The following is a 24173-nucleotide window of genomic DNA, read 5'->3' as shown; positions in this document are numbered from 1 at the left end:
CTGGACGTGTCGGACCCGTCCGGGGTCATGACGTCGCCGGCCACGCTTGGCCGTGGGCCCCATCGCTGCGCCCCGGGGAGCCGCCGAGCAGGGCTGCGACCGCGGTGGAGAACTCCTGCCAGCGGGTGCGCTCCTCCCGCAACGACCGGCGTCCGGCGGCGGTCAGGGCATAGGTACGCCGAGCCCGACCGCCCACGGTCGACCAAGCGCTGGTCACGAGCCCGGCTCGCTCCAAACGACGCAGAGCTGGATAGACAGTGCCGGTCGGCAGGTCGAACACGCCGCTACTGCCAGCACGCAGCGCCTCGATCACCGCGTAACCGTGGCGGGGCCCCGAGGCCAGCGTGGACAGCAGCAGCGCATCGAGGTGCCCCTTCAGTGCCTCGGCCCGCATAGGTAGCAAGGCTACCTCTCATCGGCTAGCAGCAGTCAGCTTCCACCCACGACCTCCTTGTCCGAGGCTGCCGGGACGAGCTCGGCCAGCAAGCCCCGTCTCCTTCTCGATGACCGACCCGCGGGGGTAGAGCGTGCGCAGACCCTCGCTCAACGAGTACGACAGCGCCGACCCGTGCGTCTGTCCCGGGAACAGGCGCGAGGTGAGTTCCAGGGACGGGTAGTCGCGGAGTCGCAGTAGCTGCGCCATGCGGGTCATCGACCCGACGACATCCACAGCGGCCACGAAGGGATCGGCGAGCTCCGCCTCACCCGCACCCGAGGAAGACCCTCGCCGCCAGGTCGTCGTGGGTCGCGGCATGGGCGGCCTCCATGGTGAAGAGCAGGTCTTCGCATCCGCTCAGGGCCGGACTGCCGGCCAGGTAGCGGTCGTATGCCCCGGGCCGGGAGAACAGGGCGAAGCCGACGAAGTGACCGCCTCCGGAGAAGCCCACGAGCCCGTGGTCGTCGGCGAACCGGAACTCGGCCGCCAGCTGCGGGCGCAGCTCGTCGACGAGGAACGACAGCAGAGCGTCGGCGCCGCCCCCGAGCGAATCGCCGGCCAGGGCTGCTTCCATGAAGGTGCCACCAGGGCCCGCGTTGACCCATCTCGACGTGGCGTAGAAGTCGTGGGTCCGCCGCGCGGAGAACTCGGCGTGGTCGCTCTCCTCGGGGGCGCCGACACCGACGACGATGAGCTCGCGGACCTCCTGCGTCGTGTGGAGCCAGTTCATGAGGCCGACCGCGAGCAGGAAGCTCAGGGACGCGTCCGTCACCCAGAGGACGGGATAGCTGCGGTCACCCTCGTCGTACGACGGGGGGAGCGCGATGTGGACGTCGTGCGGCCAGGGCACGCCGGTCCCCTGCGCCCGCCTGGTGGGCAGAACTCGATACGTGTGCCGAGACGCAGACACGAGGACCTCCTGCCGGTGCCGACGCGTGCGGTCAGCCTTGCCCATCCCCACGGCGAAGGTCGCGATCCCGCGCGGCGTGGTCGGGGCTGGCGATGATGCGGTCCAAGGTCTCCCGGAGGTCCGCGACACGGTCGACCCCGACGATGGTCTCGAGCCATGTGTCGTAGTCGGCGATCACGCGCTCGCCGAGCTCGAGCGCGTCCCACCCGCGCTCGGTGAGCGCGACGCGCTTGGCACGACGGTCGTCCAGGTCCGGCTCGACGGTCAGGTAGCCGTGCGCGGCGAGGTGACGGATGAGCTCGCCGACCGCCTGCTTGGTCATCGCAGCCCGTTCCGCCAGGTCGCTGACGCGCGTGCCGTCGGGGTCGACACCCATGAACACCGGGGCGTGCGCCGCGCGGAGGTCGGTGAACCCGGCCCGTCGCAGGGCCGCGTCGAGCTCCGTGGAGAGACGCTGCCCGGCGGCGTTGAGCAGCGACCCGAGCGGCGTCGGGCGCCCTCGCAGCGGGTTGGTAAGGCGCTTGACCAATAGTCGCTCCCGTCCCTACTGTCGCCCTAGCAGTAAGGAACCTTATCAAGTGCGAGGGAGTGAGTGGCATGGCGTGGATGGATCGGGCCCGACGGCTCGGGGGGCTCCTGTGGGTGGCGGTGGGCGTGGTCTTCGGCGTGGGATGGGCCCAGATCGGTGGCGTGGTGCCGGGTCCGATCACCCAGGTGCTCGCGGCAGTGGTCCTCGGGCTCGCCGTGGTGGTGGTCGTCGACCACGTCCGCGGCGTTCCCTGGCTGCTCTGGGCGTCGGGATGGTTGGCGGCGGTGCTCCTCGCGGCGGCCTTCGGCGGGGCGGTGGCCGATCGGTTCGGCGTGTTCGGGCCTCCTGGCGCGGCCGGGGTGTCGTGGGGTCGGTGGGACGTGTTCGTCGCCTACACCCAGCAGCTGCTGCACGGTGTCCCGCTTCCGGTGGCCGCGGTGGTGGCCGTCGTCGCCACCGTCACCGAGGTCGTGCTGGCCGTCGGACTGCTGTCGGGGTGGCAGCGGCGCTGGGTCGCCAAGGCTGCCGCCGGGCTGCTCACGATCTACCTCCTGGCGATGGCATCCACCGTCGGCTGGGACGACGTGGCCCGCTACGCCCTCCCCATCGAGATCGGTGGGGCCCTCCTCGTCAGCGTCTGCCCCCCGCGACGAACCGCCCCTCGTCCTCGGGGTTCGGGTGTCGGGTCCATCGCCACATCGGCGGCCCGGACCACCTGACGAGGCCCGGTGCCCATCGAGGCCGAGCCGCGTAGGGCCGTCCGTGCGGCGCGGCCCGAAGATGTTCTGCGGCCCTTGTCGGTGAGGGGCGGGCCGATCAAGCTGCCGGGCGCAGAAAGGAACAGTGCCGCCGCAAGCGGCTCGATCTGTGTCGGCGAGTCCGGGGGCTCGTCGGGCCCACCGCGAACGCTGATCAGTCGGTAGGACCGACCAACCGGTACTCGACCCTTGCAGCCATCGCTACCAACGTATTTAATCGATAGTGCAATTAACGGACATGTTCGGTACGAGGGTCAGGAGTGCCGTGACCGCCGATCAGCTCAGCCTGACCTTCGCTGCGCTCGCCGACCCGACCCGGCGCGCGATCGTGACCCTGCTCGCCGACGGCGAGGCCACCGTCAACGAGGTCGCCGCCCGGTTCCCGATCAGCGTGCCGGCGATCTCCCGGCACCTCAAGGTCCTCGAAGGCGCCGGACTGATCACCCGCAGCCGCGAAGCCCAGTGGCGCCACAACCGCCTGCACACCGCGCCGTTCGACGACGCGATGGACTGGATGCAGGCCCGGACCCGAACCTGGCAGGCCCGCATGGACCGGCTCGAGGCGCACCTGCGTGTGCACCCCGACGACCCCGACGACTCTGGCGAGCAAGGAGCCCGCGATGACCGAGCAGACCCCCACCAAGACTGACCAGCACGTCCTGATCACCCGCGTGTTCGACGCCTCCCGCGAACGCGTCTTCCGGGCCTGGACCGACCCGGAGGCGCTGGCCGCCTGGTACGGCCCCGAACACATCGAGGTGCCCCTCGACCGCATCGAGATCGACCTGCGGGTCGGCGGCCGCTACCAACTCACCATGCTCGCCCCCGACGGCAGCGAGTTCACCGTCGGCTACGAGATCGTCGAGCTGGTCGAGCCTGAGCTGCTCGTGCTGCGCTCGGACCCCATGCCCCACATGGGCATGCCGGAGCCCAGCGTGCTGCAGGTCGAGTTCCACGATCACGGCACCAAGACCCGCATGACACTCAGCGACGGCCCCTACCCCACCCCCGGCCGGGCCGGCGCCGAGGCCGGCTGGACAGCCGCCGTCACCAAGCTCGCGGCCGCGCTCAACGACTGAACCCATACCTGAGACACTTGATCATCCGGCCCGAGAACCTCCTCCTCGCTCGAGGCAGCGGAACGACCGTCTCCGACCTGTTCGTCCCGGCACGCGGAATGCGAGGTCCCAGCGTGGCCGCCCGGCCGGTGAGGAGCCCTCGTCGATCAGCCGCTGTGGTCGGTAGCTGCGGCCTCGCTCACGGCCGGGGTCGGTTGACCGGCGCTGCGAGAGCAAGGGCCGAGGCCGTGGAGCACCGGCGTCGGTATCTCGTGCGACGCTGACGGCGTCGCCGCGCTTCCCCTGCGGACGGACGTTCTCTTCGTCCTGTCCAGGAGGTGCATGTGGTGGACCCAGCCGAGCTCCGTCGCCGAGAGCAGCGACGGCTCGAGGCCGAGCTGATGGTCGACGCCGCGGCGGTGGTGCGCGAGCGCGGGCCGGGCGGGTTCGCCGGCCTCGATCGACAGTCCGCGGACGCCGTGGGCGCGTTGCTCGAGGCCGTCGCCGAAGACTGGCGCGAGCGCCCGCGGTCGCCGCGGGTGTGGGAGCAGGCGGCCCGCGCCGCGCAGCGCCTGGTGCACGACCCGATCCGTAATCCGGCGCCGCACGTTTCGCGGGCCTCTACCCGCGAGCTACGAGAGCCCCGTGAGCCGCCGCGACGTCACCGACCACCCGCCCTAGCCCCGGCTGTTGTGCCAGCGGTGCCCTCGAGGAGCGGCGTCTCCTCGATCAGCGGCAGGAGGACCGGCTCCCAGCTCGTCGGGCTGGCGGTCGGGGCGCAACCCCGCCACGAGGAGTGCCGCAGGACCCCGTCGTCGGACCACGACCGGAAGCGGGCCTCGGCCACCAGCGTCGGCTGCGTCCACCGAGCGGCCCTCTGCTCCGGTACGGGACCGTCGAAGGGATTGTCGGCGATCTCGGCCTCGGTGAGCTGGACCGATAGCTGGTCCCGCTCGCTGTCGCGCAGGCCGGTGCCGACGTGGCCGATGTAGCGCAGCCGGCCCGAGGGCGTGGGGAGTCCGAGCAGGACCGCGCCCACGGCGCCAGCGTGGCGTCCGCGGCCCTCGGCCCAGCCGCCGATGACGGCCTCGGTCGCACGCCACAGCGGCGTCTTGATCCAGGCGTGCGAGCGGCCCGGCCGGTAGGGCGCGTCGCGGCGCTTGGCGACGATGCCCTCCATGCCGTGGCTCTCGGCTACCTCGAGCGCGGTCTGGGCGTCGAGTCCCTCCAGCGCCGGGGACACCACCAGGCCCCGATGTCCGTCGAGGCCGAGCCGTTCGAGCCGCGCCCGGCGCTCGAGGTAGGGCAGGTCGAGCAGCGCTTCGTCGTCGCAGCACAGCAGGTCGAAGGCCACGAACGTCGTTGGCGCCGTGTCGACGAGCTGCGGAGAAGGCTTCTGTACACCCATGCGCAACTGCAGCCGGTCGAAGCTCGGCCGCGCCGGTGCACCCGCCGACGGCGCCGAGAGCACCACGATCTCTCCGTCGAGCACGACCCGACGCGTCCCTGCCGCCGCCGCGAGCGCCCGCGCGACGTCGGGGTAGGAGCGTGACACTCGGCGACCAGCCCGCGAGACGAGGACGACGTCGTCGGGGTCCGGGCCTTCGACGTAGGCCAGGGCGCGCATGCCGTCCCACTTGAGCTCCAACGCCCACTCCGGCCCGGTCGGGACAGGTCCCGCCGTGGCGAGCATCGGTGCCACGCGCTCAAGCCCGCCGCCCGGCGGTGGGGCGGATGCAGAGCGGCCAGGCACGCATCCGGTCTACCAGCGCGTTCCCGCCGTTCGCTCGCGATCGTGGGGGGCGCCGCTGTGGAGGACGCCGTTGCTCAGGCACAGGTCGGTCCCGCGTGCGCGCCCCCGTGACGGTCCTCGACCGGCTGGTGGCCGCGGGTATCTCCGAGGACCGTGCCCGGACGTGGGTGGCATCCGGTGGCGTCCGCGTCGGCGGGGAGGTCGTGGTCGACCCGGCCCGGTCGGCACCTGCGCCGGCGAGGGTCACGCTTCACTCGTAGCGAGCTACGCGGGCATGCGTCCCGCGAGGGTGGGGAGCCCAGCTCCCGTGAGCTCGTCGAGCCCGTCCGTCCGTCCGGCCATGGCCATCAGGAGCGGTTCGGCCGGGCCCTCGACGGTGGGGCCTCTGCCCGTGGACCAGTCGACGTCCGTGGCGACCAGGCGTAGCCCGCGGATGCGGGAGAACGCTCGGATCGGCGGTGCGATCGTGGCGAAGGGCAGGGTGGCGGTGAGCCGCTCCCGGGGGACCTCCCGGTGCGCTCCCAGCGCGCGGCGGATGTCCTGGTGATGGATCAGCCCGTCGACCAGCCCGATCCGGCCACCGAACCGCGCGGTCAGGCCGGCGGGCCGCAGGTGGCCCTTCAGCTCGGCGAGCAGCTCGTCCGGAGTGAGCGACCGGTACTGGTCGACGCCGACCTGGTTGGCCCGGTCGGGGTTGAACCGGCCGGCCACGAACCGTCGCGCGAAGCCGACCGGTCCGAGGTCGTCGTAGCTGATGACGTGGGCGACGACATCGCGCACGGACCACTGGTCGCACAGCGTGGGCGCGTCCCATTGCTCGGACGCGAGCCCGGCGAGGAAGTCGGCCAGGTCGGCACGATCGTCCTGGGCGAAGCGCATCGGGTCCGGGTCGGTCACGAGGGGTTCGCTCCGGTCTCGTCGGTGACCATCTGGGAGTACGCGGCGAGCAGTGCGACCCAGCCACCACCGCCATGCTCAATGGCGCCGTGGACACCATCGCCGCCGACGAGGCGCTCGAAGTGGCGGTGCTCGACCTCCACGGTTGTCTGCTCGGGGCCGTCGGCGTGGAACCGGACCTCGATCTCGCTGGCGTGCGAGGGGTCGGGGTCGAACTGCCAGTCGCCGCCGATCTGCCAGGTGAACACCACCCGCTCCGAGGGCTCCCAGGCCAGCACCCGGCCCCAGTCGCACTCGCTGCCGTCGACCCCCCGCTCGAACCACCGCCCGCCCTCGTGGGGCTCGAGGATCACGTCGGCGACCTCGGACGATCCGATGTGGTACTGCCGCGGCCACCAGGCCCCGAAGGAGCCCGTGAACAGGGCGAACGCCCGCTCACGGCTGACGTTGACGGTGGTCTTGCCCTCGATCGCGGGGATCGGCGTGGTCATGGCTGCTCCTCGGTGGGGTGGTCCGCGGTGTCGTCGGTGACGGCCTGCTCGGCAAACTTGTGAAAGCCGGCCAGCGCGTGCTCCCAGACGCCGTCGAGCCACGACCGCAATGCGGCCACACCCTGCGGATTGAGGCGGTAGATGCGGCGCGTGCCGTCAGCGTGGCTCACGACCAGACCGCCGTACTTCAGCACCTTGAGGTGCTGGGAGACGGCCGGGCGGCTGATCGGGAGTTGCTCGGCCAGCTCGCCGACCGAGCTGGGCCGGCGCGCCAGCGTCTCGAAGATCGCACGGCGCATCGGGTCGCCCAGCAACCCCAGCCCGGCATCTCGGTAAGCTGACACGAACGGTAAGCTACGACGAACCGCTCAGGATGTCGATCCTTCGTAGGACACGGATGGACGACCAGCGCGAGCAAAGGAGGTCCGCGACGGGCGCTGGGCCACGAGCGCCGCGTGGGCGCGGACGCAGGCCGTACAGCGCAAGCGGGCTCCAGGAGAGTCGGTCACGCCGCCAGGAACGCCTCGGCAGTGAGCCAGACCCCGAAGGCGAAGAAGAGGACAGCAGCGCCGATCCGGATCACCTTCTCCGGCATCCTCCGCCCGAGCACCCGCCCCAAGATGATCGCGAGTGCGTCCGCAGCGACCATGCCGATCGTCGAGCCGAGCCAGACACCGGTGACACCGCCGCCGCCGGGGTACTGCGTGGCGAGGGTGATCGTGGCGAGCATGGTCTTGTCGCCGAGCTCGGCGAGGAAGAAGGCGATCGCGACCGCGAGGAACGCGGAGCGCGCGGTGGCGTCGCCCTTCTTCTCCTCGTCCTCGGAAAGTGCGTCGCCGCGCAAGGTCCAGAAGCCGAACCCCACGAAAGCGACGGCGGCGACCACCGAAATCCAGAACGTAGGAATGGCCGCCCCGAGTAGGTAGCCCACGCCCACGGAGAACGCGTGCGTCACGACCGTTGCGGCAGCGATGCCGAGCAGCACGGGCACCGCCCGGAAGCGGGTGGCGAAAGTCAGCGCCATCAACTGTGACTTGTCGCCCAGCTCCGCGACGAAGATGACGGCGAAGCTCAGGGCGGTGGCGGCGAGGAAGCTGGTCACGGGGTCGCTCTCTCGGTCGGTCGGACCGAGAGCTCAGGCTTCGGCCCGACTCTGTTGAACAGGTCGGCACCGAAGGTCTCGCCCGCCGCCGGTCACCTGCGGCCTCCGCGGCCGGACGCTCGAGCGTCAGTGTGTCGACCACGGTGTTGGGAGCTACTCCCCTTCGCTAGGCAGAATTTAGCACTCGCTCGACGACCTCTCGGCAATGCGTGGCAACACTCACGGCATTCACGGTCGACCAATTCTCGGTTTCGGCGCGCCGAAGTCGGAGTTTGGCCGGGCCGAGCACGGCCGCTCCTTCACCCACCGCGCAGGGACCGGCGCAGCGAAAGGAGACGCGGCAGCGCGATCGAGGCCGGGTCGAGCGGCTGGGATGTGGTGAACGGTGCTGGCACGAAGCCGATCAGCCGCCGGAAGCGGGGCGCTCAGAGCTCGTGAGCTCGTGATCCGGTGGGCGTCACGCTGCCCTGCACGGTGAGCCGGACGTCGCTGCCGACCTCGGGCGCGGCGTGCCCGGGGGTGCGGGCCAGCACGGTGTCGGGCAGCGGGTGCTCCCCGGACCCGGAGCGCACGCGCAGGCGCACCGTCGCATCGTGCCCGTAGAACGTGGCGTCGACGACGCGAGCGACCACCTCCCCCGGCGCTCCCCCGTTCGCCATCGGCTCGAGAACGATCTGCTCGGGGCGCACGAGCACCGTGGTGGGCCCGGGCTCCGGTCGCCCGGTGACCGGGTGGGTGCCGAGCACCGAGTCGGCGTGCCCGTCGCGGACCGTGGCCGGCAGCAGGACGGCGTCACCGACGAACGCGGCCACCTCGGCGTCGGCAGGCTGCCGGTAGAGCTCAGCCGGCGGCGCGACCTGCACGACCCGGCCCTCGCTCAGCACCGCGACGTGGCCGGCCATCGACAGCGCCTCACCCTGGTCGTGGGTGACCAGCACCGCGGTGGTCCCCGCGTGCTCGAGGGCCGCGGCCACCGCGCGGCGGGTGCTCTCGCGCAGCTCGGCGTCGAGAGCCGCGAACGGCTCGTCGAGCAACACCGCCCGCGGACCCGGCGCCAGGGCCCGGGCCAGCGCGACCCGCTGCTGCTGGCCGCCGGAGAGCTGGTGGGGGTAGCGGTCGGCGAGGCCGGACTCGAGGCCGACCAGCTCGAGCAGCTCATCGACGCGGTGGCGGGCGCGCCGGAGCCGCCGCGGCAGCCCGAAGCCCACGTTGCCCGCGACGTCCAGATGCGGGAAGAGGCTGCCCTCCTGGCTGACGTAGCCCACGCGTCGCCGCTCGGGCGGGAGATCGACGACCGGGCGGCCGTCGAGGGCGACGGTGCCGGCGTCCGGGGCCACGAAACCGGCGATGATCCGCAGCAGCGTGGTCTTCCCGCAGCCGGAGCGACCGAGCACCGCGGTCAGGCTGGCGGGGGCGACCTCGAGGTGGACGTCGTGGAGCACCCCGACCGGGCCGAAGGACTTCGAGACCCCGCCCACCTGGATCCCGGCCGGCGCGGCCCCGGTCACGACAGGCCCCCCGGGACTCCCCGGCGCGTCAGCAGCCAGGCCGCCGGCGCCGAGATCAGCACCATGAGCGCGGCGTAGGGCGCCGCCGCCCCGTAGGCCACGGCGTCGGCGTGGCCCCAGAACTGCGTGGCCAGCGTGTCGGTGCCGATCGGCGCCAGGAGCAGGGTGGCGGTCAGCTCGGTGACCACGGCGAGGAAGACCAGCGCGGACCCGGCGCCGAGGCCGCGGGCGACCAGCGGCAGCGTCACCCGCGCCATCACCGCGGCGGGGTGCACGCCCAGGGAGCGGGCGACGTCGTCGAGCTCGGGGGGCACCTGGGCGAGCGCCGACCGGATCGCCACCATCGCCCGCGGCAGGAACAGGATCGCGTAGGCGACCAGCAGCAGGGCGGTGGTCTGGTAGATCGCCGGGAGGGCCCGGACGGACACGGTGACCAGGGCGAGCGCGACAACGATGCCCGGCAGGGAGCTCCCCACCCAGCTGCTGCGCTCGACGAGGCGCCCGAACCGACCCGGCCGGCGCACCGCGACCCAGGCGATCGGGAGGGCGAGCAGCGTGGTCACGGCGGCGCCCCCGACCGCGATGCCCAGCGTGGTGACGGTGGCGAGCCCGAGCTCGGCGACCGGGAAGGCCGTCGAGGTCCCCTCGAGCAGCCACCGCCCGAGCGCGGCGAGCGGGACGCCCAGCGCCAGCGCCACCAGCGCCGCGAGGCCCAGGAGGGCGAGCGGGGTCGCCCGGCCCGCCGGCCGTGGCGGTCGGGGCCGTGCCGTCCCGGACCCGACCCGAGCGAGGCGGGTACGCCCGGCCAGGCGCAGCTCCCCCGCCAGCAGCACCAGGCAGAGCAGCACCAGCACGGCGGCGAGCAGGGTCGCGGCGGGCCCGGCGAAGGACGACTCGTAGGCGTCGTAGATGGCGGTGGTGAACGTCGGGAAGCGCAGCATCTGCAGGGCGCCGAACTCGGCGAGCAGGTGCAGCCCGACCAGCAGCGACCCGCCCAGTACGGCGGGGCGCAGCGCGGGCAGCACGGCGCGGCGGACCGCCTCGACCGGGCCGAGGCCCAGGGCGCGCGCCGACTCCTCGTGCACGGGGTCGAGCCCGCGCAGGGTGGCGGCCACCGGGAGGGCGACGAACGGGAAGTACGACAGCGTGGTGACGAGCACCGCGCCGGCGAAGCCCTCGACCGCGGAGGTCATCGACACCCAGGCGTAGCTGTTGACGAACGCCGGGACCGCGAGCGGGGCGGCGAGGAGCCCGACCCACACCGGCCGGCCCGGCACGGTCGTGCGCACGACCACCCAGGCCGCTGCCGTCCCGACCACCGCGCAGGCGGTCGTCGTGGCGACCACCAGGCCGACCGTGTTGAGCAGCAGCTCCCCGACGCGCGCCCGGAAGAGCAGGGCCACCGCCGCCCCCGGCTCGGCGCGTGCCGAGGCGACGACCACGAAGCCCAGCGGCACGAGCGTCAGGACCGCCACCGCGACCGCCGCGACGAGCCCCAGCGGCGGCCGGGTGCGGCGGGGAGCGGTCAGGGTCGGCACGCGCGCCCGGTCACAGCAGGCCGGCCTGCTGCATCATCTGCACGGTCCGCGGGCCGTCAAGGGAGTTCGGGTCGATCGGCGGCGCCCCCAGCTCGGCGATCGGGCGCAGGCGGGGGTTCGACGGCACCGCAGGATTGACCGTGTACTCCAGCGCGGTGCTGTTCGCGAGGACCCGCTGGCCGTCCGGTCCGTTGAGGTAGCGCACCAGCATCTGCGCCTCCGCCGGGGTGTCGCTGGAGCGCAGGACGCCGCCGCCGGATGTCGACACGAACGCCCCCGGGTCCTGCCCGCCGAAGTGGTGCAGCTCGGCGTTGGCGCTGTTGGCGCCGGCCTCCGCGCGGTCCTTGGACCAGTAGTAGTGGTAGATGATCCCGGCGGGGATCTCCCCCGCGTTCACCGCGCGCATGGTGGCGGTGTTGCTCTGGTAGAGGCGCCCGTTGTTCTTGAGGCCCTGCAGCCACTGCTGGGTCGCGGCCTCGCCCCGGGTGGCCGCCACCGCGCTGACGATGGCCTGGAAGTCGGCCCCGCCGGGCGGAAACCCGACGCGTCCCTGCCACTCGGGCCCCGCCAGGTCCATGATCGAGCGGGGCAGTTGGTCAGCGGGCAGCAGCGTGCGGTTGTAGACGAGCACGGTCGAGCGGGCGGCGATGCCGGCCCAGTCGCCCTGCGCGGACCGGAACTCCGGGGGGACCTGCCCCAGCGTCGCGGGCTCGAGCGGGGCGAACATCCCGCGGTCCGAGACCAGCGACATCGCCGGCGAGTTCTCGGTGATGAACACGTCCGCGGGCGAGGCCGCGCCCTCGGCCACGATCTGGTTGGCGAGCTCGCTGTCATCACCGTTGCGCATCTCCACGCGGACGCCCGTGCGCGCGGTGAAGTCCTGCACCCACTCCTGGGCCAGGTCCTCGTGCTGGGCGTTGTAGAGGGTCACCGTGACCGGCTCCGGGGGTGCCGACGACCCACACCCCGCGAGGAGCAGGACTCCCGCCACGACGCCGACGACAGCCCGGCTCACCCGCACGAACGCCTCCCTTGGCCACGAACGGGGTAAACCTAGCATTACCTACATCCACGGCCGGGAGCAGCAGATCGACGGACGAACGCCCCGGAACTGGACACGTGAGGCCAGCCTTCCCTACCTTTCCCGCCCGTGCAGCTGTACGTCTTCACGGTCGAGCCCGGTCTCGTGCGCGACGTCGTCGCCGCCGGGGCGGCGGGGATCGTGGTCGACTGGGAGAACCACGGCAAGGAACGCCGCCAGCAGGGCTGGGGCACGGAGATCAACCGGCACACGCCCCGCGACCTCGAGCGGGTGCGCGCCGCCACCGGCGGGCGCATCTTGTGCCGCATCAACGCCCACGGACCGTGGACCGCCGGCGAGGTGCGGGCCGCCGTCGCCCGCGGCGCCGACGAGATCCTGCTCCCGATGGTCCGGCGCCCCGAGGAGGTCGACCGGACCCTCGACCTCGTCGACGGGCGGTGCGGGCTGGGCATCCTCGTGGAGACCCGGGACGCCGTGGAGCGCGCCGCCGAGCTCGCGCGCCGCCCGCTCAGCCGGGTCTACCTCGGCCTCAACGACCTGCGCATCGACCGCGGCGCCACCGACCTGTTCACCCCGCTCGTCGACGGCACGGTCGACCGCGTGCGCGCCGCCGTCGACGTCCCGTTCGGGGTGGCCGGCCTGACACTGCCCGGGCTCGGCGCACCGATCCCCACCCGGCTCATCGGCGCCGAGCTCGTCCGGGTCGGCGCCGCCTTCACGTTCCTGCGCCGCTCGTTCCTCGCCGACCTCGCCGGCCGCGACCCCGCCGTCGAGGTCCCGCGGATGCACGCCGCGTCCACGGCGCTGCGGGCCCGGACCCCCGAGCAGGTGCGCGCCGACCGGGACGCCCTGCTGGCCGCCGTCGGCGGCGCGCCGGCCCCGCTGCAACCGGCGTGACCCGGGCCCTGGTCACCGGGGCGGGCGGCTTCGTCGGCCGCCACCTCGTCGCGCGGCTGCGGGCCGAGGGCTGGGACGTCGTGGCCACGACCCGCGGGGACGCGGACCTGGCCGACCCGGCGGCCGGGCGCGCCGCGGTCCGCGCCGCCGACCCCGACGTCGCGTTCTGCCTCGCCGCGGGGCGGGCGAAGGCGACCGCAGCCGAGCGGGCGGCGAGCACCGCCGTGAACACCACGCCCTGGCTGATCGACGCCCTGCCGCCGCGGTGCCGCACGGTGGTCCGCCTGGGCTCATCGACGGAGTACGGCGCCTCGGCGCAGCCGCTCGCCGAGGACGCCCCGCTCACCCCCCGCGGCTTCTTCGGCGCGACGAAGGCCGCCGGCTCGCTGCTCCTGCTCGCGGCCGCCGCCGAGCGCGGGGTCCGCGCGACGGTCCTGCGCGCGTTCCAGGTGTACGGCCCCGGCGACCACCCGACGCGCTTCGTGCCCACGGTGCTCACCGCCGCGGCCGAGGGCGCCACGGTCCCGCTCACCGCGCCGGGACGGCGACGGGATTGGATCTGGGTGGGCGACGTGGTCGACGCGTGCGTGCGCGCGGCGGCGGACGACGCGCTCCCGCCCGGCCAGGTGCTCAACCTCGGCACCGGCGTCCAGACCGCCAACGAGGAGCTGGTCGACCTCGCCGAGCAGGTCACCGGCCGCCCGATCGCGCGGGCGTCTGGCGCCCACCCGGGACGGTCCTGGGACACCGCGGACTGGGTCTGCGACCCGGCGCTGGCGCACCGCCTGCTCGGCTGGACCGCGGGCACGGGGCTCGCCGAGGGGCTCCGTCGCACCTGGGCGGCACGGTGAGCGCGGAGACCGACGTGGCGCCTCCCGTGGCGCCGCTCGCTACGGGCACCGTCGCCGTGATCGTGCCGGTGTACCGCAACGCCGCGACGCTGCCCGCCCTGCTCGCGCGGCTCGACGCCGCCCTCGCCGGGCGCACTTGGCGGCTGCGCCTCGTCGTCGACGCCTCGCCCGACGAGAGCGCGGACGTCGCCCGCGACCTCGCCGCCGCCGACCCGCGCGTGGCCGTCACCGTGCTCGAGCACAACGTCGGCCAGCACCGCGCCCTGGAGCACGGCCTCGACGACGAGGCCGACGCGGCGTCCTGGGTGTGCCTCGACGCCGACCTGCAGGACCCGCCCGAGGCCCTCCCCGCCCTGCTCGACGACCTCGGCGCGGGCGGCGCCGACGCGGTCTTCGCCGGGCGCCGCGGCGCCTACGAGGGCCGGCTGCGCCGGCTCACCGGCATGGCCCACCGGCGGGCGGTCGCCCTGCTCACCGGCCTGCCCGCCGACGCCGGGGCCTTCCTCGCGCTCGGCCCCCGCGGCCGCGACGCGGTGCTCGACGCCCGCGCGCCGAGCCTCGTCGCGGCCATCGGCGCCGCCCGCCTGGCGGTACGCAGCATCCCGGTCGCCCGGGCGCCGCGCGCCGAGGGCCGGTCGGCGTGGACCACGGCCGCCCGGTGGCGCCAGTCCCTGCGGACGCTGTGGTGGCTGCGTCCCGGCCGAGCGTCGGCGTGGTGGCTCGCCCCGGCCGTCGTCGCCCTGCTGCTGGGCGCGGTGATCGTCTTCGGGCGCGCGCACGGCCTCTGGTACGACGAGCTCTTCTCCGTCGAGGTCTCCCGCCGGCCGCTCGCCGAGATCCTCCGCGCGGCGTGGGAGGGCCGCGGGACCACCTGGTCCCTGCGCGACGTCCCGCCGTCGTACAACCTCCCGTGGTACGTGCTCGCCCACGCCTGGCTGGCGCTCGGGTGGCCCGACGCGGACTGGCCGCTGCGCCTGCTCTCCCTGCTCGCCGGGGCGGCCGGGGTCGCCGTGCTGACCCGGGCGGTGGCCCGGCTCGGCGGCTCCCGCCGGACCGCCCTGGTCGCGGGGCTGGCGGTGGCGGCCAACCCCCTGTTCCTCGCCTGGGTCACCGAGGCGCGGCCCTACGGCGTGGCCGTGCTGGCCGGGGCGGGCGCGGTGCTGGGGCTCGCGCGCTGGCTCGACCGGGCCCGCGGGGGGCTCACGCTGTTCGGGCTCGCCGGCGCGGCGACGGGGCTCGCCCACTGGTACGCCCTGCTCGTCGTCGCGGGCCTCGCCGTCGCCGGCGTCGTGCTCGCCCCCCGCCGGGCGCCGGCGCTCGCCGCGGTCGCGGTGCTCGCGGCGCTGCCGACCGCGGCCCTCGTGGAGCTGAACCTGCGGACCGTCGGCGACCGCAACGCCGCGCTGCTCTACGACACCGAGGGGCTGATGGCCCTGTTCGCAGCGTGGCAGTGGTCGGGCACCGACTACGGGACGGCGCTGGTCGTCGGCGTCCTCGGGATCGCCGGGCTGCTCCGGGGACCGCGACGGCTGCGGGTGGTGGCGGCCTGCTGGGTGGCGGTGCCGGTGGGCCTGCTGCTGGTGGCCGAGGAGGAGCTGCGCCCGGTCTACGAGCCCCGGTACCTGCTCGCCGCCCTCCTCGGGCTGGGGGTCCTCACGGCGTGCGGGGCCACCGGGGTCGTCGCGTCCCGCCGGGGCGTGACGCTGCTGTCGGTGCTGCTCGTCGCCGCCTCGCTGGCCGCCTCGACGACGCTGCTGTGGGTCACGCCGCGCGAGCGGGCCGACGACGTGGCGGCCCTCATCGCCGCCGCGCACCGGCCGGGCGACGTGCTGGTCGCGGGTGATCGCCAGTCGGCGCTCGGGCTCGAGCACTACACGCGCACGCGGTACCCGGCGATGGCCCCGGACCTGCGGGTGCCGCCCGTGTTCGCCGCCCCCGACGCGCCCGTCGTCTGGTACGTGCGGGTGCGGATCATCCGCGGCGAGACCGGTCCGGTCGATGGCGACGAGCTGCTCCTGCGCGCCGGGATGCGGGTCGAGGGGCAGTGGTTCCTGCGCGGCACCTGGACCTCCCTGGTGGTGCAGCGCTGGGTGCGCTGAGTTCAGCGGAACACGAGGCCGCGCAGCACGAGGAAGTTCACCGTCGTTCCGAGGCCCTGAGAGACCAGCCAGGCCGTCCCCACGACCCAGGGCGCCGCGACGACGGCGGGGAGCAGGGAGATCGCGAGCCCGTGGGTGACCACGACGACGACGAAGGTCGTGGCGTAGAGCACCGCGACCCACAGCGGCGCCCCCCGCACGCCGGGCGCCGCGAACGTCCATCGCCGGTGGAGCACCGCGACCAGGGCGGTGCCCACGACGTAGCTGAGGACCCGGGACGCGTGGACGTCGAGGCCGGCCCGGACGGCCACGAGGTGCAGGCCGAGGCTCAGCGGGAGCACGACGAGGCCCGTCGCCAGGAATCGCGCTCCGCCGCCGAGGAGGCCACGCACGCGGGCCGAGCCCACGTGGATGGGTCGTGGGGACGTCACCAGATCATGGTGCCGCAGCTCCGTCCCGAGCAGCAGGCGCGTCCGTCGCCCCGGCGAGCCGTGCCTTGTGTTGGGGGGTACTAGGACCTGCGGACAGTGGGCTGACCGCGACCACGGATCTAGCCTGGCGACGTGGGGGCCACACGCGTCGAGGACGTCCGGCGGCGAGCTGTGCGGCTCAGCACCTCGGCGGTGAACGACTACGCGCTCCAGGACCACCGAGGCCTCCAGGGACACTGAGCGCCATGACCCAACGCCTGGTGGCCATCCCGATCCTTCCGGTCCGGGACATGCCCGAAGCGTTGGAGTTCTGGTCGCGGCTTCCTCACCTGACGGTCGAGCAGTACGAGGGCGGCGGCTACGCCTTCGTGCGCCATCTCGACGCCGAAGTCATCCACCTGGACCACCGCCCGGGAATGGAGACGTCAGCCAACATGGCGGGCTGTTACCTGCACGTGCCAGGCATCGACGCGTTGCACGAGGCGCTCGCCTCAGCCGGAATGCCGGTATCGGACGTGCGGGACGAGCCGTGGGGCATGCGCGAGTTCACGCTGACCGACCCGAGCGGCAACGTCCTCCGCCTCGGGTGCGGCGACTGAGCGCAGAGGCCGGCTCAGCGCTCACCCTCACCAAGAGCACGCCACACCCACTCGTCGGGAGGAGTCCCGCGCGACCCGTCAGCGGTGCGATAGATCCGGCACGACATCCCGAAGTCGGTCCGTTCGACGGCGCCGGGCTCCACGTCCCGGCCATCGACACGAACGGTCGGAGAACCCAAGAAGGACTCTGCGACGGCCTGCTCCTCGTCGAGGATCTCGCGCTCGACGAGATGGTGGCTCGTCGTCGCGATCAGCGCCCGCAGGCGAGGAACGTACTCCTCGGCGTTGGGGCAGCCGTCGAAGTAGAGCAGCTCGATGTCCACGCCCCAGGATCACCGACGTCGGCGTCGCGCGCACAGGGTGCGAGCGCGACGGCGACGTCTTCCGTCCCGGCGCGGCCTGGTCGGCCTGATCTCTGTCCAGCCGACGGGGCCGGCCAAGGGCCGCAGCACGACCCAAGCGCCGCCGCCGAGGCTCTCGTGCCTCACGCTGGTGCTCGCGCTAGGGCGTCGTCGCCGACGGCGCCGAGGTCATGCAGGAGCGAGCCAGCACCGGGCAGTGGGATTGATATGGGATAGAGGCCTCACAACACGCAACCGGAACAAGCGTTCAGCGTCTCGGTCGGGTGAGGATGTCGGAGGCGGGTACTCCCGAGTGGGACGAGGGGGACGGTGTGGTGAGGACGCAGCGCGGCCGGATGGGGCTGCAGCACGGGCTCGACCGGGTGTGGAGGGCCCCGGTCGTGGTGGTGCTGGCGCTGCTGGCGCTGGTGGCCGGCTGCAGCACCGGTCCCGGCGGGTCCGCGGCGGCCGGTCCGCCGCCCGTGCCCCCCGTCGCGCTCGCCGCGTCGGTGGCCCCCGGGGCGGTCGACGTCGCGCCGGCCGAGCCCCTCGTGGTGTCCGCGGCCGGCGGGCGGCTGACCTCGGTCACCGTCACCCCGGCCGGCGGAGCCGCCCTCGCCGGCACGATCGACCCGTCGGGCACCCGCTGGACCAGCGCCGCCCTGGCCTACGGCACCGACTACCGCGTGCAGGCCGTCGGCGTCGACGAGCACGGCACCCCGGGCGCCCCGCTCGACCAGACCTTCAGCACCGTCGCCCCCGAGCAGACCCTCGAGGTCGCCAGCATCCGGCCCACCGACGGCCAGACCGTCGGCGTGGCCATGCCGATCTCGATCACCTTCGACGCGCCGGTCACCGACCGCGCCGCCGTCGAGCGCCGGGTCGCGGTGACCACCTCGGTGCCCACCGAGGGCTCGTTCCGCTGGATGTCCGACGAGCAGCTCAACTGGCGGCCCAAGGAGTACTGGAAGCCCGGCACGCAGGTCACGGTCGACGCGCGCCTCTTCGGGGTCGACAGCGGCGAGGGCCTCTACGGCGCCGAGGACACCGCGTTCTCGTTCACCGTCGGCCGCGACCAGCGCGCCCGCGGCGACGTCAACGCCCACACGCTCGTGCTCTACCAGGACGGCCAGGAGCTGCGCAGCATGCCGGCCTCGTACGGCCGCGACGTCTACCCCACGCAGTACGGCGTGCACGTCGCGTTCGAGAAGCACGAGATCAAGCGGATGCGCTCCGACACCTGGGGCGGGCCCGCCGAAGGCACACCAGGCTTCTACGACCAGAACCTGCCACTCGCCGTGCGCATCTCCAACAACGGCGAGTTCGTCCACGTCAATCCAGACACCGTCCGCCAGCAGGGCCGCAGCAACGTCTCGCACGGCTGCGTGAACCTGTCCCCGACCAACGGCCAGTTCTTCTTCAACTGGGTGCAGATGGGCGACCCAGTGGAGATCGTCGGCTCCAGCCGCCCACTGACCACCCGCGACGGGGACATCGCCGACTGGACAATCCCGTGGGAGGAGTACCGGCAGGGCTCGGCGCTCGCCGGCGGGGCTTGAGGGCAAGCGCGGCCGGGCCGAGCAGGACCTCGAGGGGGCAGAGCGCCGGAGACGGCTCCGGTAGCGGCCTGGCTGTGCGTCCTTGAGCGAGTAACGACAGCTCCGCGCTGACGGGCGCCTGACCCTGTAGCTCCCACCGGGACCAGGCGACGAGGACCGCTGCGGCCGCGGGGTGCGCCCGAGGTAGGTCAGTCGGACACCGACCCCGACCGTCGTCTCGGGGGAGGGACGACGGTCGGGGCCGGCTAGTCGATGATGACAGTTCCAACACTCTGACGAGGTAGGCGTGCCACTCCGCAACGCCGCCCGTTCAGCGACGAGCAGCGCCGCGCCGAACAGCCGCTGCCGACCTCAGGCCGTCGCCGACTGCGCCGGGGCCGGAGCTGGGCAGGCGGACTCGTGGGTCGCGTGCTCGGCTGCCTCCACCTGGAGCGTGCTGTGGCGCAGCGCGAACCGCTCCTCCAGGACCGCGGTCGCCGCGTCGAGCACGCCGTGCTCCCCGCAATCGGCGGTGGCGCAGCCGTCCTGGCCGATCACCAGGTGCGCCGAAACGGCTGGGTTGCGGTCGTTGATGGCCCAGACGTGCAGGTCGTGGACATCCTCGACGTCCGGGAGGCCGAGGAGCGCCGAGCGGACCTCCTCGACGTCGATCCCGGCCGGCGCGCCCTCGAGGAGCAGGTGCGAGGCCTCACGCAGCAGCGCGACGGTGCGCGGGACGAGGATCGCGACGATGACCAGAGAGGCCACCGTGTCGGCGTAGACCCAACCCGTCGTCAGGGTCACCGCGGCGGCGACCAGGACCGCCACCGAACCGAGCGCGTCCCCGAGGACGTGCAGCGCCGCGCCGCGAACGTTCATGTTGTCGGCGGCTCCGCGACTGAGCACCACCAGCGACACCAAGTTGCCGACCAGGCCCACCGCGCCGAACACCAGCAGGCCCAGTCCCGGCACGGGAGTGGGGTCGCCGAGGCGCTCGAACGCCTCGATCGCCACCCACACCGTGACCGCCAGGAGGGCGAGCGCGTTGAGCGCCGCACCGAGCACCTCGGCGCGACCGAGGCCGAAGGTGCGTCGCGCACTCGGCGGGCGCTGCGCCAGCCGGGCGGCGACCACGGCCGCGACCAGGGCGGCGACGTCGGTCACCTGGTGCCCCAGGTCGGCGAGCAGCGCGAGTGATCCGGTGACGACCGCGCCGATCGCCCCGCTGACGAGCACCGTGGCGGTGATCGCGAGCGCGATCGTCAGCTTGCGGCCGTCCGAGCCGCCGTGCCCGTGGCCGTGCCCATGACCATGTCCGTGCCCCATGACCCGGACGATACATGCACGTATGCGCATGGGTCTACGTGGGTCTTTGAGTTGGACGGCCATCTCAGTGTCCGACCAGCGTGAGAGCTCCGAGCGCTGCGGCGGCGGCCACGGCAGCGCCGATGTGCCAGTTCCGAAGCTCGCCGGTCCGGCGCTTGTCCCTCGCCATGCCGAGGCCGACCATCGCGGTGCGGAGCAGGACCCCCGCCACCAGCGCGAGCAGGATGGGCACGATCGTCTCCGGCAGCGGGCTCACGGACGCCACGATCACTCCGGCCACGGGCCCGAGAACGGCGATGACGAGCCACGGCACCATGCTCTGCCGCGCCTGCTTGAACAGCGCGGCGAGGGCGAGGCCCTCGCTGGCCGAGTGCACGAGCAGGGCCGCGATGACCGGCACCGACGGGGTCAGCGCGAGCGTCGCCCCCTCGATGACGCGATGGACCGTGAGCGCCGCCGCGGCTCCCACGCCTCCGAGAGCAGCGGGCTTGTCGGCCTCCACGGGACGGTGACGCCCGGTGGACGGCTCGTGGTCCGACGGCTCGTGGTCCGACGGCTCGTGGTCCGACGGCTCGTGGTCCGACGGCTCGTCATCGTGGCCGTGGCCGCAGCCGCCACGGGTGAACCAGGCGACGACGACGAAGCCGATCACCAGCGCGAGGGCCGGCATCCACAGCGGCGTGCCGGCCTCCTCGGAGTCGTGCCAGACGTCCGGGACGATGTCGGTCAACGCGCTGGCCAACATCATCGCCGAAGCCAGTGAGAGCCACAGCCCCATGCGGCTGGAGTAGCGACTGGCGAGCCACGCACCGAGCACGGTGGCCGCCGAGATCAGTGCGACGGCGCCGAACGGGCCGCCCTCCACCGGGTCGCTCTCGTACCAGTCGCTGGTCAGGAAGACCGTTGTCAGGACCGCGAGGGACCAGCAGCCGACGACCCAGCGATGGTGCTCGACGAGGCCGCGCGCGGCGGCCGGCAGGGGTACCCAGCCCTCTGTGGAGGCGGTGACGACCGTGGACCAGAACAAGGGGATCGCGACGAGGCAGGCCGCCACGCAATAGGCGCAGAGGGCGTCGTCGAGGAACAGGCTCTGGACGAGCGACCAGTGCGCGAGCACCGCGCCGGTGGAGACCGCGACGAGGAGCCCGACCCCGACCTGGCGTGAGAGCGCCACCCCGGCGGCGGCGATCGCGCCAATGGACGTGACGGCGGCGAAGCCGGCGATCCCGATCAGGGCGACGAAGTGGCTCCACGGACTCGTGGTGGCCGGTTCACAGACCGGACCGGCCGCCTCTCCGCATGACGGGACGAGATCGAACACCACCGCGTTCTCGGCGGCGCGCACCACCGAGACCAGAAGCCCGATGACGCCGCCGATCAGCAGCAGCCACGCGAATCCTCGGCGGTCCGGAGCGGGATCAGCCGGCGCCGAAGGCGGCTCGGGCGCAGCGAGGCCGCAGAGGTGACCGCTGGGGAAGGGGGCGGTGGCGACGCTGGCGACGGCGTCGAGGAAGCCGTGACCGCCGTGGCCCCGCTGTCGGGGAAGCGGAGCCGTGAGGGTCTCGTCAGGCCGCTGCTGAGGAGAAGCCGGGTGCAGGCGTGGCCGGAGCGTGACGACGCCCGCGGGGTCGGGCGGCCGAGGCGGCAATTGTTGTGCTCGGGCGTTCATCGAGGGGGCCTCTCAAGCGGAGGTGGGGAGCGTTGGGGCAGACCAGTCGTCGCTGGCCGAACAGTTCGCCCGCGGTCCGCGCCAGGCCGGTCTCGTTGGGACGAGAGGGGCTGTGGGTTCCGTGCGGCGAGGTCGACTAGCCAGTGATGACGGGCTGCGGCGGCCCCCGCCGCACCGCGTAGGCGACCCAGATGAGGGAGACGATCGCTCGCGCAGAGCTCGTGATGGTCGATCGTTGACCGAGGGGACGCTCTGGTGTGTCGGTGATCAGCAGCCGCAAGACGCGAGCGAGCCGCTGAACCGCCTCCACGCAAGCCACGAGTACGACATCGACGGCCGCCACGAGCAGGACCATCGTGACCGCGGCTACGACGTAGACGACGAGCAGACCGAACGGAGCGGCGGCGTGGGCAGGCGTCAGGTCCGAGGTCGTGCGGTCCCACACCTCGCCCGCGGCGTGGAGCGCCGGCTGTGCCAGGACCGTGGCGCTGGCCAGGAACGCGGCGACGCGGTGTTCGCGTCCGAAGCGGTGGAGCCGCAGCAGCCCGACCACGGCCGACACCGACCCGAGGGCGAGCACGTGGGCGACGTCAGCGCCGCCGACGAGGTCGAGGACGACCGAGGCGACGAAGGTGGCCACGGCGGCTGCGACCGCCGGCCACCGTGCTGCTCCCGAGCAGGTTCGAGGGCGAGTCGGCCGCATCGCTGCGTCCATCCTCGCCTCCCAGCTGCTGGTGCCTTCGGTTCTTCCGCGCGGGCCTGTCGCTCGTTCCTCGAGCGCCCGACCCGCCGTCGCGGTCCTACGTAGGGTCACCGACCTGTGTCAGATAGTAACGACGCGGTGAGGCGGCCCGTGAGGGGGCGTCAGGCGCCGCGGGCTGCGGCTTCCTGTGACGCGTTGACGACCTGGACCTTGTCGCCGTTCTGCAGCTCGTCGAAAGTCGCCTGAGCGTCGGGCATCTCCATGCGGATGCATCCGGCGGACGACCGACTCGGGTCGCCGCCGTGGAAGGCGATCCCGCCGTCGGCGAAGAACACCGAGTACGGCATCGGGGCCGGCTGACCCTCGCGGGTCGTCGACTCTCCGCTGACGTGGTCCGCCGCCTTGCGATAGACGCGGAACGAGTGCCCGACCGGAGTCGCCTGTCCTTCTCCACCCGAAGAGATCGTCATCGGCCCGCGCACGCCCTGGCCGTCGCGGATCAACCACGCGCGCTGCGACTCGAGGTCGACGCACGCCCGGGCGGACACCGAGCACGGCGTCCCCGGCACCACGGCCTCGCCGTGCGCCGCCTGCGCCGCCGGGCTCGACTCCGGGTTCGCGGGCGAGGCGCCGTCCGCCAGCGCCGGGACGGCGAGGCCGCCGACCGCCGACAGGATGCCGATCGAGACGCCGGCGGCAACCCACCACGACCTCTGTCGTCCTCGACCCGACCGAGGCGCCGTCGCGAAGCGGTGTCGACCGGTCGTGGATTCCCGCTTCTCGCTGATGGGTCCAACCTCCTCTTCGCGTGGAGGGCCGTGCCCTCCGCGTCCGTTGTCGTCCCTTCCATCGGCTCGAGCCCACACGTGATCGAGCCGCCGAGCGGGCGACGGTAACGGCGACGAGGACGCCGGATGGTCACCGGGTGCCTCCATTCGGTGGCGGCGGACCGCTGACGAAGCCGAGGCCGAACTCTTGACGACCGTGGTCTCATGCACGTATCTGCATATGTAAGGAGGACATCGTGGCGCTGGCGGCATTGCTGCTGTACGTGGTCGGACTCGCTGTGTGCTTCGGGGTGCAGAGCTGGCTGCACCGAGCCCGCACCGGTGGGGACACGGGCTTTCGCCGACCACCCCGCGAGCCTCGCTCCCCGGCGTGGTGGGGAGCGGTGTCGTTCGTGGCCGCACTCGTCCTGGGACTCGCCGGGCTCCTGCTCGGCGCCTTGGGGCTGGTGGACCCCCTGCTCCCGCTCGACCGCGTGTCGGCTGTGCCGTGGCTCGGTCTCGTCGTCGCACTGGCCGGCTTTGTCGGCACGGTCGGCGCGCAACAGGCGATGGGCCGCTCGTGGCGCATCGGGGTCGAGGCGACCGAGCGCACCGAGCTCGTCGAGTCCGGGATGTTCGGGTGGTCCCGCAACCCTGTGTTCCTGACGATGACGATCACGCTGATCGGATTGACCCTCGTGGTCCCGAACGTCGTGCAGCTCTCGGCGCTGGCCTGCCTCGCGATCGCTGTCGAGATCCAAGTCCGATGGGTCGAGGAGCCATACCTGCTAAGGACCCACGGCGCTGCCTACGCGCGGTACGCGTCGCGGGTCGGCCGCTTCGTCCCCGGCGTCGGACGACTTCCGCAGCGCGGGGCCAACACCCTGATGACGTCCTGAAACAGCCCGTGCAGATGAGGAGGTAGTCCGT

Annotated in this window: 27 protein-coding genes; 9 read left to right on the top strand and 18 right to left on the bottom strand. The window is 73.2% G+C overall.

Going from position 1 to position 24173, the window contains the following annotated elements; translation table 11 throughout:
• Positions 1–25 precede the first annotated feature (25 nt).
• The 3 genes from ACQPX6_RS08810 to ACQPX6_RS08800 all read right to left on the bottom strand — a co-directional run bounded on the left by ACQPX6_RS08810 (position 26) and on the right by ACQPX6_RS08800 (position 1722).
• Positions 26–394, bottom strand: a complete 369-nt coding sequence (locus tag ACQPX6_RS08810; protein WP_433786932.1) for a PadR family transcriptional regulator — start codon at positions 392–394, stop codon at positions 26–28.
• 307 nt (positions 395–701) lie between these two features.
• Positions 702–1286 (bottom strand): alpha/beta hydrolase, encoded by a 585-nt coding sequence (locus ACQPX6_RS08805; protein WP_433786931.1) that lies wholly within the window; start codon positions 1284–1286, stop codon positions 702–704.
• 91 nt (positions 1287–1377) lie between these two features.
• Entirely contained in the window at positions 1378–1722 is a 345-nt protein-coding gene (locus tag ACQPX6_RS08800) for a MarR family winged helix-turn-helix transcriptional regulator (protein WP_433786930.1), read from the bottom strand.
• 221 nt (positions 1723–1943) lie between these two features.
• Between ACQPX6_RS08800 and ACQPX6_RS08795 the strand changes: the two genes are divergently transcribed.
• The 3 genes from ACQPX6_RS08795 (at position 1944) to ACQPX6_RS08785 (ending at position 3712) form a co-directional block, all read left to right on the top strand.
• Entirely contained in the window at positions 1944–2594 is a 651-nt protein-coding gene (locus tag ACQPX6_RS08795) for a DoxX family membrane protein (protein ID WP_433786929.1), read from the top strand.
• Positions 2595–2898: 304 nt separating this feature from the next.
• Positions 2899–3282, top strand: a complete 384-nt coding sequence (locus ACQPX6_RS08790; protein ID WP_433786928.1) for an ArsR/SmtB family transcription factor — start codon at positions 2899–2901, stop codon at positions 3280–3282.
• Positions 3254–3712 (top strand): SRPBCC family protein, encoded by a 459-nt coding sequence (locus tag ACQPX6_RS08785; RefSeq protein WP_433786927.1) that lies wholly within the window; start codon positions 3254–3256, stop codon positions 3710–3712. Before ACQPX6_RS08790 ends, ACQPX6_RS08785 begins: the two co-directional genes overlap by 29 nt.
• 146 nt (positions 3713–3858) lie before the next feature.
• Here the strand turns inward: ACQPX6_RS08785 and ACQPX6_RS08780 are convergent, their stop codons facing one another.
• From ACQPX6_RS08780 to ACQPX6_RS08740, 9 genes are all read right to left on the bottom strand, one after another.
• The gene (locus ACQPX6_RS08780) at positions 3859–4272 is read right to left on the bottom strand and encodes a hypothetical protein (protein WP_433786926.1); all 414 of its coding nucleotides are present in this window, start codon (positions 4270–4272) and stop codon (positions 3859–3861) included.
• A gap of 80 nt (positions 4273–4352) precedes the next feature.
• Positions 4353–5384: a non-homologous end-joining DNA ligase gene (gene ligD, locus ACQPX6_RS08775; protein WP_433788226.1), complete on the bottom strand. Its 1032-nt coding sequence runs from the start codon at positions 5382–5384 to the stop codon at positions 4353–4355.
• A 324-nt stretch (positions 5385–5708) separates the two neighbouring features.
• Positions 5709–6341 carry a maleylpyruvate isomerase family mycothiol-dependent enzyme gene (locus tag ACQPX6_RS08770; RefSeq protein WP_433786925.1) on the bottom strand — a complete coding sequence of 211 codons (633 nt, stop codon included), beginning with the start codon at positions 6339–6341 and terminating at the stop codon, positions 5709–5711.
• On the bottom strand, positions 6338–6832 hold the full coding sequence (locus ACQPX6_RS08765; RefSeq protein WP_433786924.1) for an SRPBCC family protein: 495 nt from the start codon (positions 6830–6832) through the stop codon (positions 6338–6340). Before ACQPX6_RS08765 ends, ACQPX6_RS08770 begins: the two co-directional genes overlap by 4 nt.
• Entirely contained in the window at positions 6829–7176 is a 348-nt protein-coding gene (locus ACQPX6_RS08760) for an ArsR/SmtB family transcription factor (protein WP_433786923.1), read from the bottom strand. The genes ACQPX6_RS08765 and ACQPX6_RS08760 overlap by 4 nt, the downstream gene beginning before the upstream one ends.
• A gap of 161 nt (positions 7177–7337) precedes the next feature.
• Entirely contained in the window at positions 7338–7934 is a 597-nt protein-coding gene (locus ACQPX6_RS08755) for a TMEM165/GDT1 family protein (RefSeq protein WP_433786922.1), read from the bottom strand.
• Positions 7935–8359: 425 nt separating this feature from the next.
• Complete coding sequence (locus ACQPX6_RS08750; RefSeq protein WP_433786921.1) at positions 8360–9442, bottom strand: ABC transporter ATP-binding protein; 1083 nt, start codon at positions 9440–9442, stop codon at positions 8360–8362.
• A complete protein-coding gene (locus ACQPX6_RS08745) occupies positions 9439–10980 on the bottom strand; it encodes an ABC transporter permease (RefSeq protein ID WP_433786920.1) in 1542 nt (513 codons plus the stop codon). The genes ACQPX6_RS08750 and ACQPX6_RS08745 overlap by 4 nt, the downstream gene beginning before the upstream one ends.
• A 10-nt stretch (positions 10981–10990) precedes the next feature.
• A complete protein-coding gene (locus ACQPX6_RS08740; protein ID WP_433786919.1) occupies positions 10991–11995 on the bottom strand; it encodes an iron ABC transporter substrate-binding protein in 1005 nt (334 codons plus the stop codon).
• A gap of 135 nt (positions 11996–12130) precedes the next feature.
• Here ACQPX6_RS08740 and ACQPX6_RS08735 point away from each other — a divergent pair, with 135 nt between their 5' ends.
• Genes ACQPX6_RS08735 through ACQPX6_RS08725 form a run of 3 tightly spaced genes read left to right on the top strand, consistent with a single transcriptional unit; the run spans position 12131 to position 15869 of the window.
• Entirely contained in the window at positions 12131–12919 is a 789-nt protein-coding gene (locus ACQPX6_RS08735; RefSeq protein ID WP_433786918.1) for a hypothetical protein, read from the top strand.
• Positions 12916–13770 carry an NAD-dependent epimerase/dehydratase family protein gene (locus ACQPX6_RS08730; RefSeq protein WP_433786917.1) on the top strand — a complete coding sequence of 285 codons (855 nt, stop codon included), beginning with the start codon at positions 12916–12918 and terminating at the stop codon, positions 13768–13770. Before ACQPX6_RS08735 ends, ACQPX6_RS08730 begins: the two co-directional genes overlap by 4 nt.
• A gap of 14 nt (positions 13771–13784) precedes the next feature.
• A complete protein-coding gene (locus ACQPX6_RS08725; protein WP_433786916.1) occupies positions 13785–15869 on the top strand; it encodes a glycosyltransferase in 2085 nt (694 codons plus the stop codon).
• Between the two features lie 2 nt (positions 15870–15871).
• On the opposite strand, the gene ACQPX6_RS08720 is transcribed toward ACQPX6_RS08725, so the two are convergent.
• Entirely contained in the window at positions 15872–16300 is a 429-nt protein-coding gene (locus ACQPX6_RS08720) for a GtrA family protein (RefSeq protein ID WP_433786915.1), read from the bottom strand.
• Positions 16301–16545: 245 nt separating this feature from the next.
• Here ACQPX6_RS08720 and ACQPX6_RS08715 point away from each other — a divergent pair, with 245 nt between their 5' ends.
• The gene (locus tag ACQPX6_RS08715; protein ID WP_433786914.1) at positions 16546–16899 is read left to right on the top strand and encodes a bleomycin resistance protein; all 354 of its coding nucleotides are present in this window, start codon (positions 16546–16548) and stop codon (positions 16897–16899) included.
• A 14-nt stretch (positions 16900–16913) separates the two neighbouring features.
• Here ACQPX6_RS08715 and ACQPX6_RS08710 read toward each other — a convergent pair whose 3' ends face one another.
• Complete coding sequence (locus ACQPX6_RS08710) at positions 16914–17222, bottom strand: DF family (seleno)protein (protein WP_433786913.1); 309 nt, start codon at positions 17220–17222, stop codon at positions 16914–16916.
• A 353-nt stretch (positions 17223–17575) separates the two neighbouring features.
• On the opposite strand from ACQPX6_RS08710, the gene ACQPX6_RS08705 reads away from it, so the two are divergent.
• Positions 17576–18799, top strand: a complete 1224-nt coding sequence (locus tag ACQPX6_RS08705; RefSeq protein ID WP_433786912.1) for a L,D-transpeptidase — start codon at positions 17576–17578, stop codon at positions 18797–18799.
• A gap of 351 nt (positions 18800–19150) precedes the next feature.
• Here the strand turns inward: ACQPX6_RS08705 and ACQPX6_RS08700 are convergent, their stop codons facing one another.
• The 4 genes from ACQPX6_RS08700 to ACQPX6_RS08685 form a co-directional block, all read right to left on the bottom strand.
• A complete protein-coding gene (locus tag ACQPX6_RS08700; RefSeq protein ID WP_433786911.1) occupies positions 19151–20104 on the bottom strand; it encodes a cation diffusion facilitator family transporter in 954 nt (317 codons plus the stop codon).
• Between the two features lie 64 nt (positions 20105–20168).
• Positions 20169–21773 (bottom strand): vitamin K epoxide reductase family protein, encoded by a 1605-nt coding sequence (locus ACQPX6_RS08695; protein WP_433786910.1) that lies wholly within the window; start codon positions 21771–21773, stop codon positions 20169–20171.
• A gap of 136 nt (positions 21774–21909) precedes the next feature.
• Positions 21910–22353 carry a hypothetical protein gene (locus ACQPX6_RS08690; protein ID WP_433786909.1) on the bottom strand — a complete coding sequence of 148 codons (444 nt, stop codon included), beginning with the start codon at positions 22351–22353 and terminating at the stop codon, positions 21910–21912.
• A 284-nt stretch (positions 22354–22637) separates the two neighbouring features.
• Positions 22638–23045: a L,D-transpeptidase gene (locus tag ACQPX6_RS08685; protein ID WP_433786908.1), complete on the bottom strand. Its 408-nt coding sequence runs from the start codon at positions 23043–23045 to the stop codon at positions 22638–22640.
• Between the two features lie 611 nt (positions 23046–23656).
• On the opposite strand from ACQPX6_RS08685, the gene ACQPX6_RS08680 reads away from it, so the two are divergent.
• Positions 23657–24142: a methyltransferase family protein gene (locus ACQPX6_RS08680; RefSeq protein WP_433786907.1), complete on the top strand. Its 486-nt coding sequence runs from the start codon at positions 23657–23659 to the stop codon at positions 24140–24142.
• The last annotated feature ends 31 nt before the right edge of the window (positions 24143–24173 follow it).

It is taken from the genome of Actinomycetospora sp. CA-101289, from assembly GCF_050955895.1.
GTDB lineage: Bacteria > Actinomycetota > Actinomycetes > Mycobacteriales > Pseudonocardiaceae > Actinomycetospora.
This window is presented reverse-complemented; position numbering and strand designations above follow the sequence as displayed.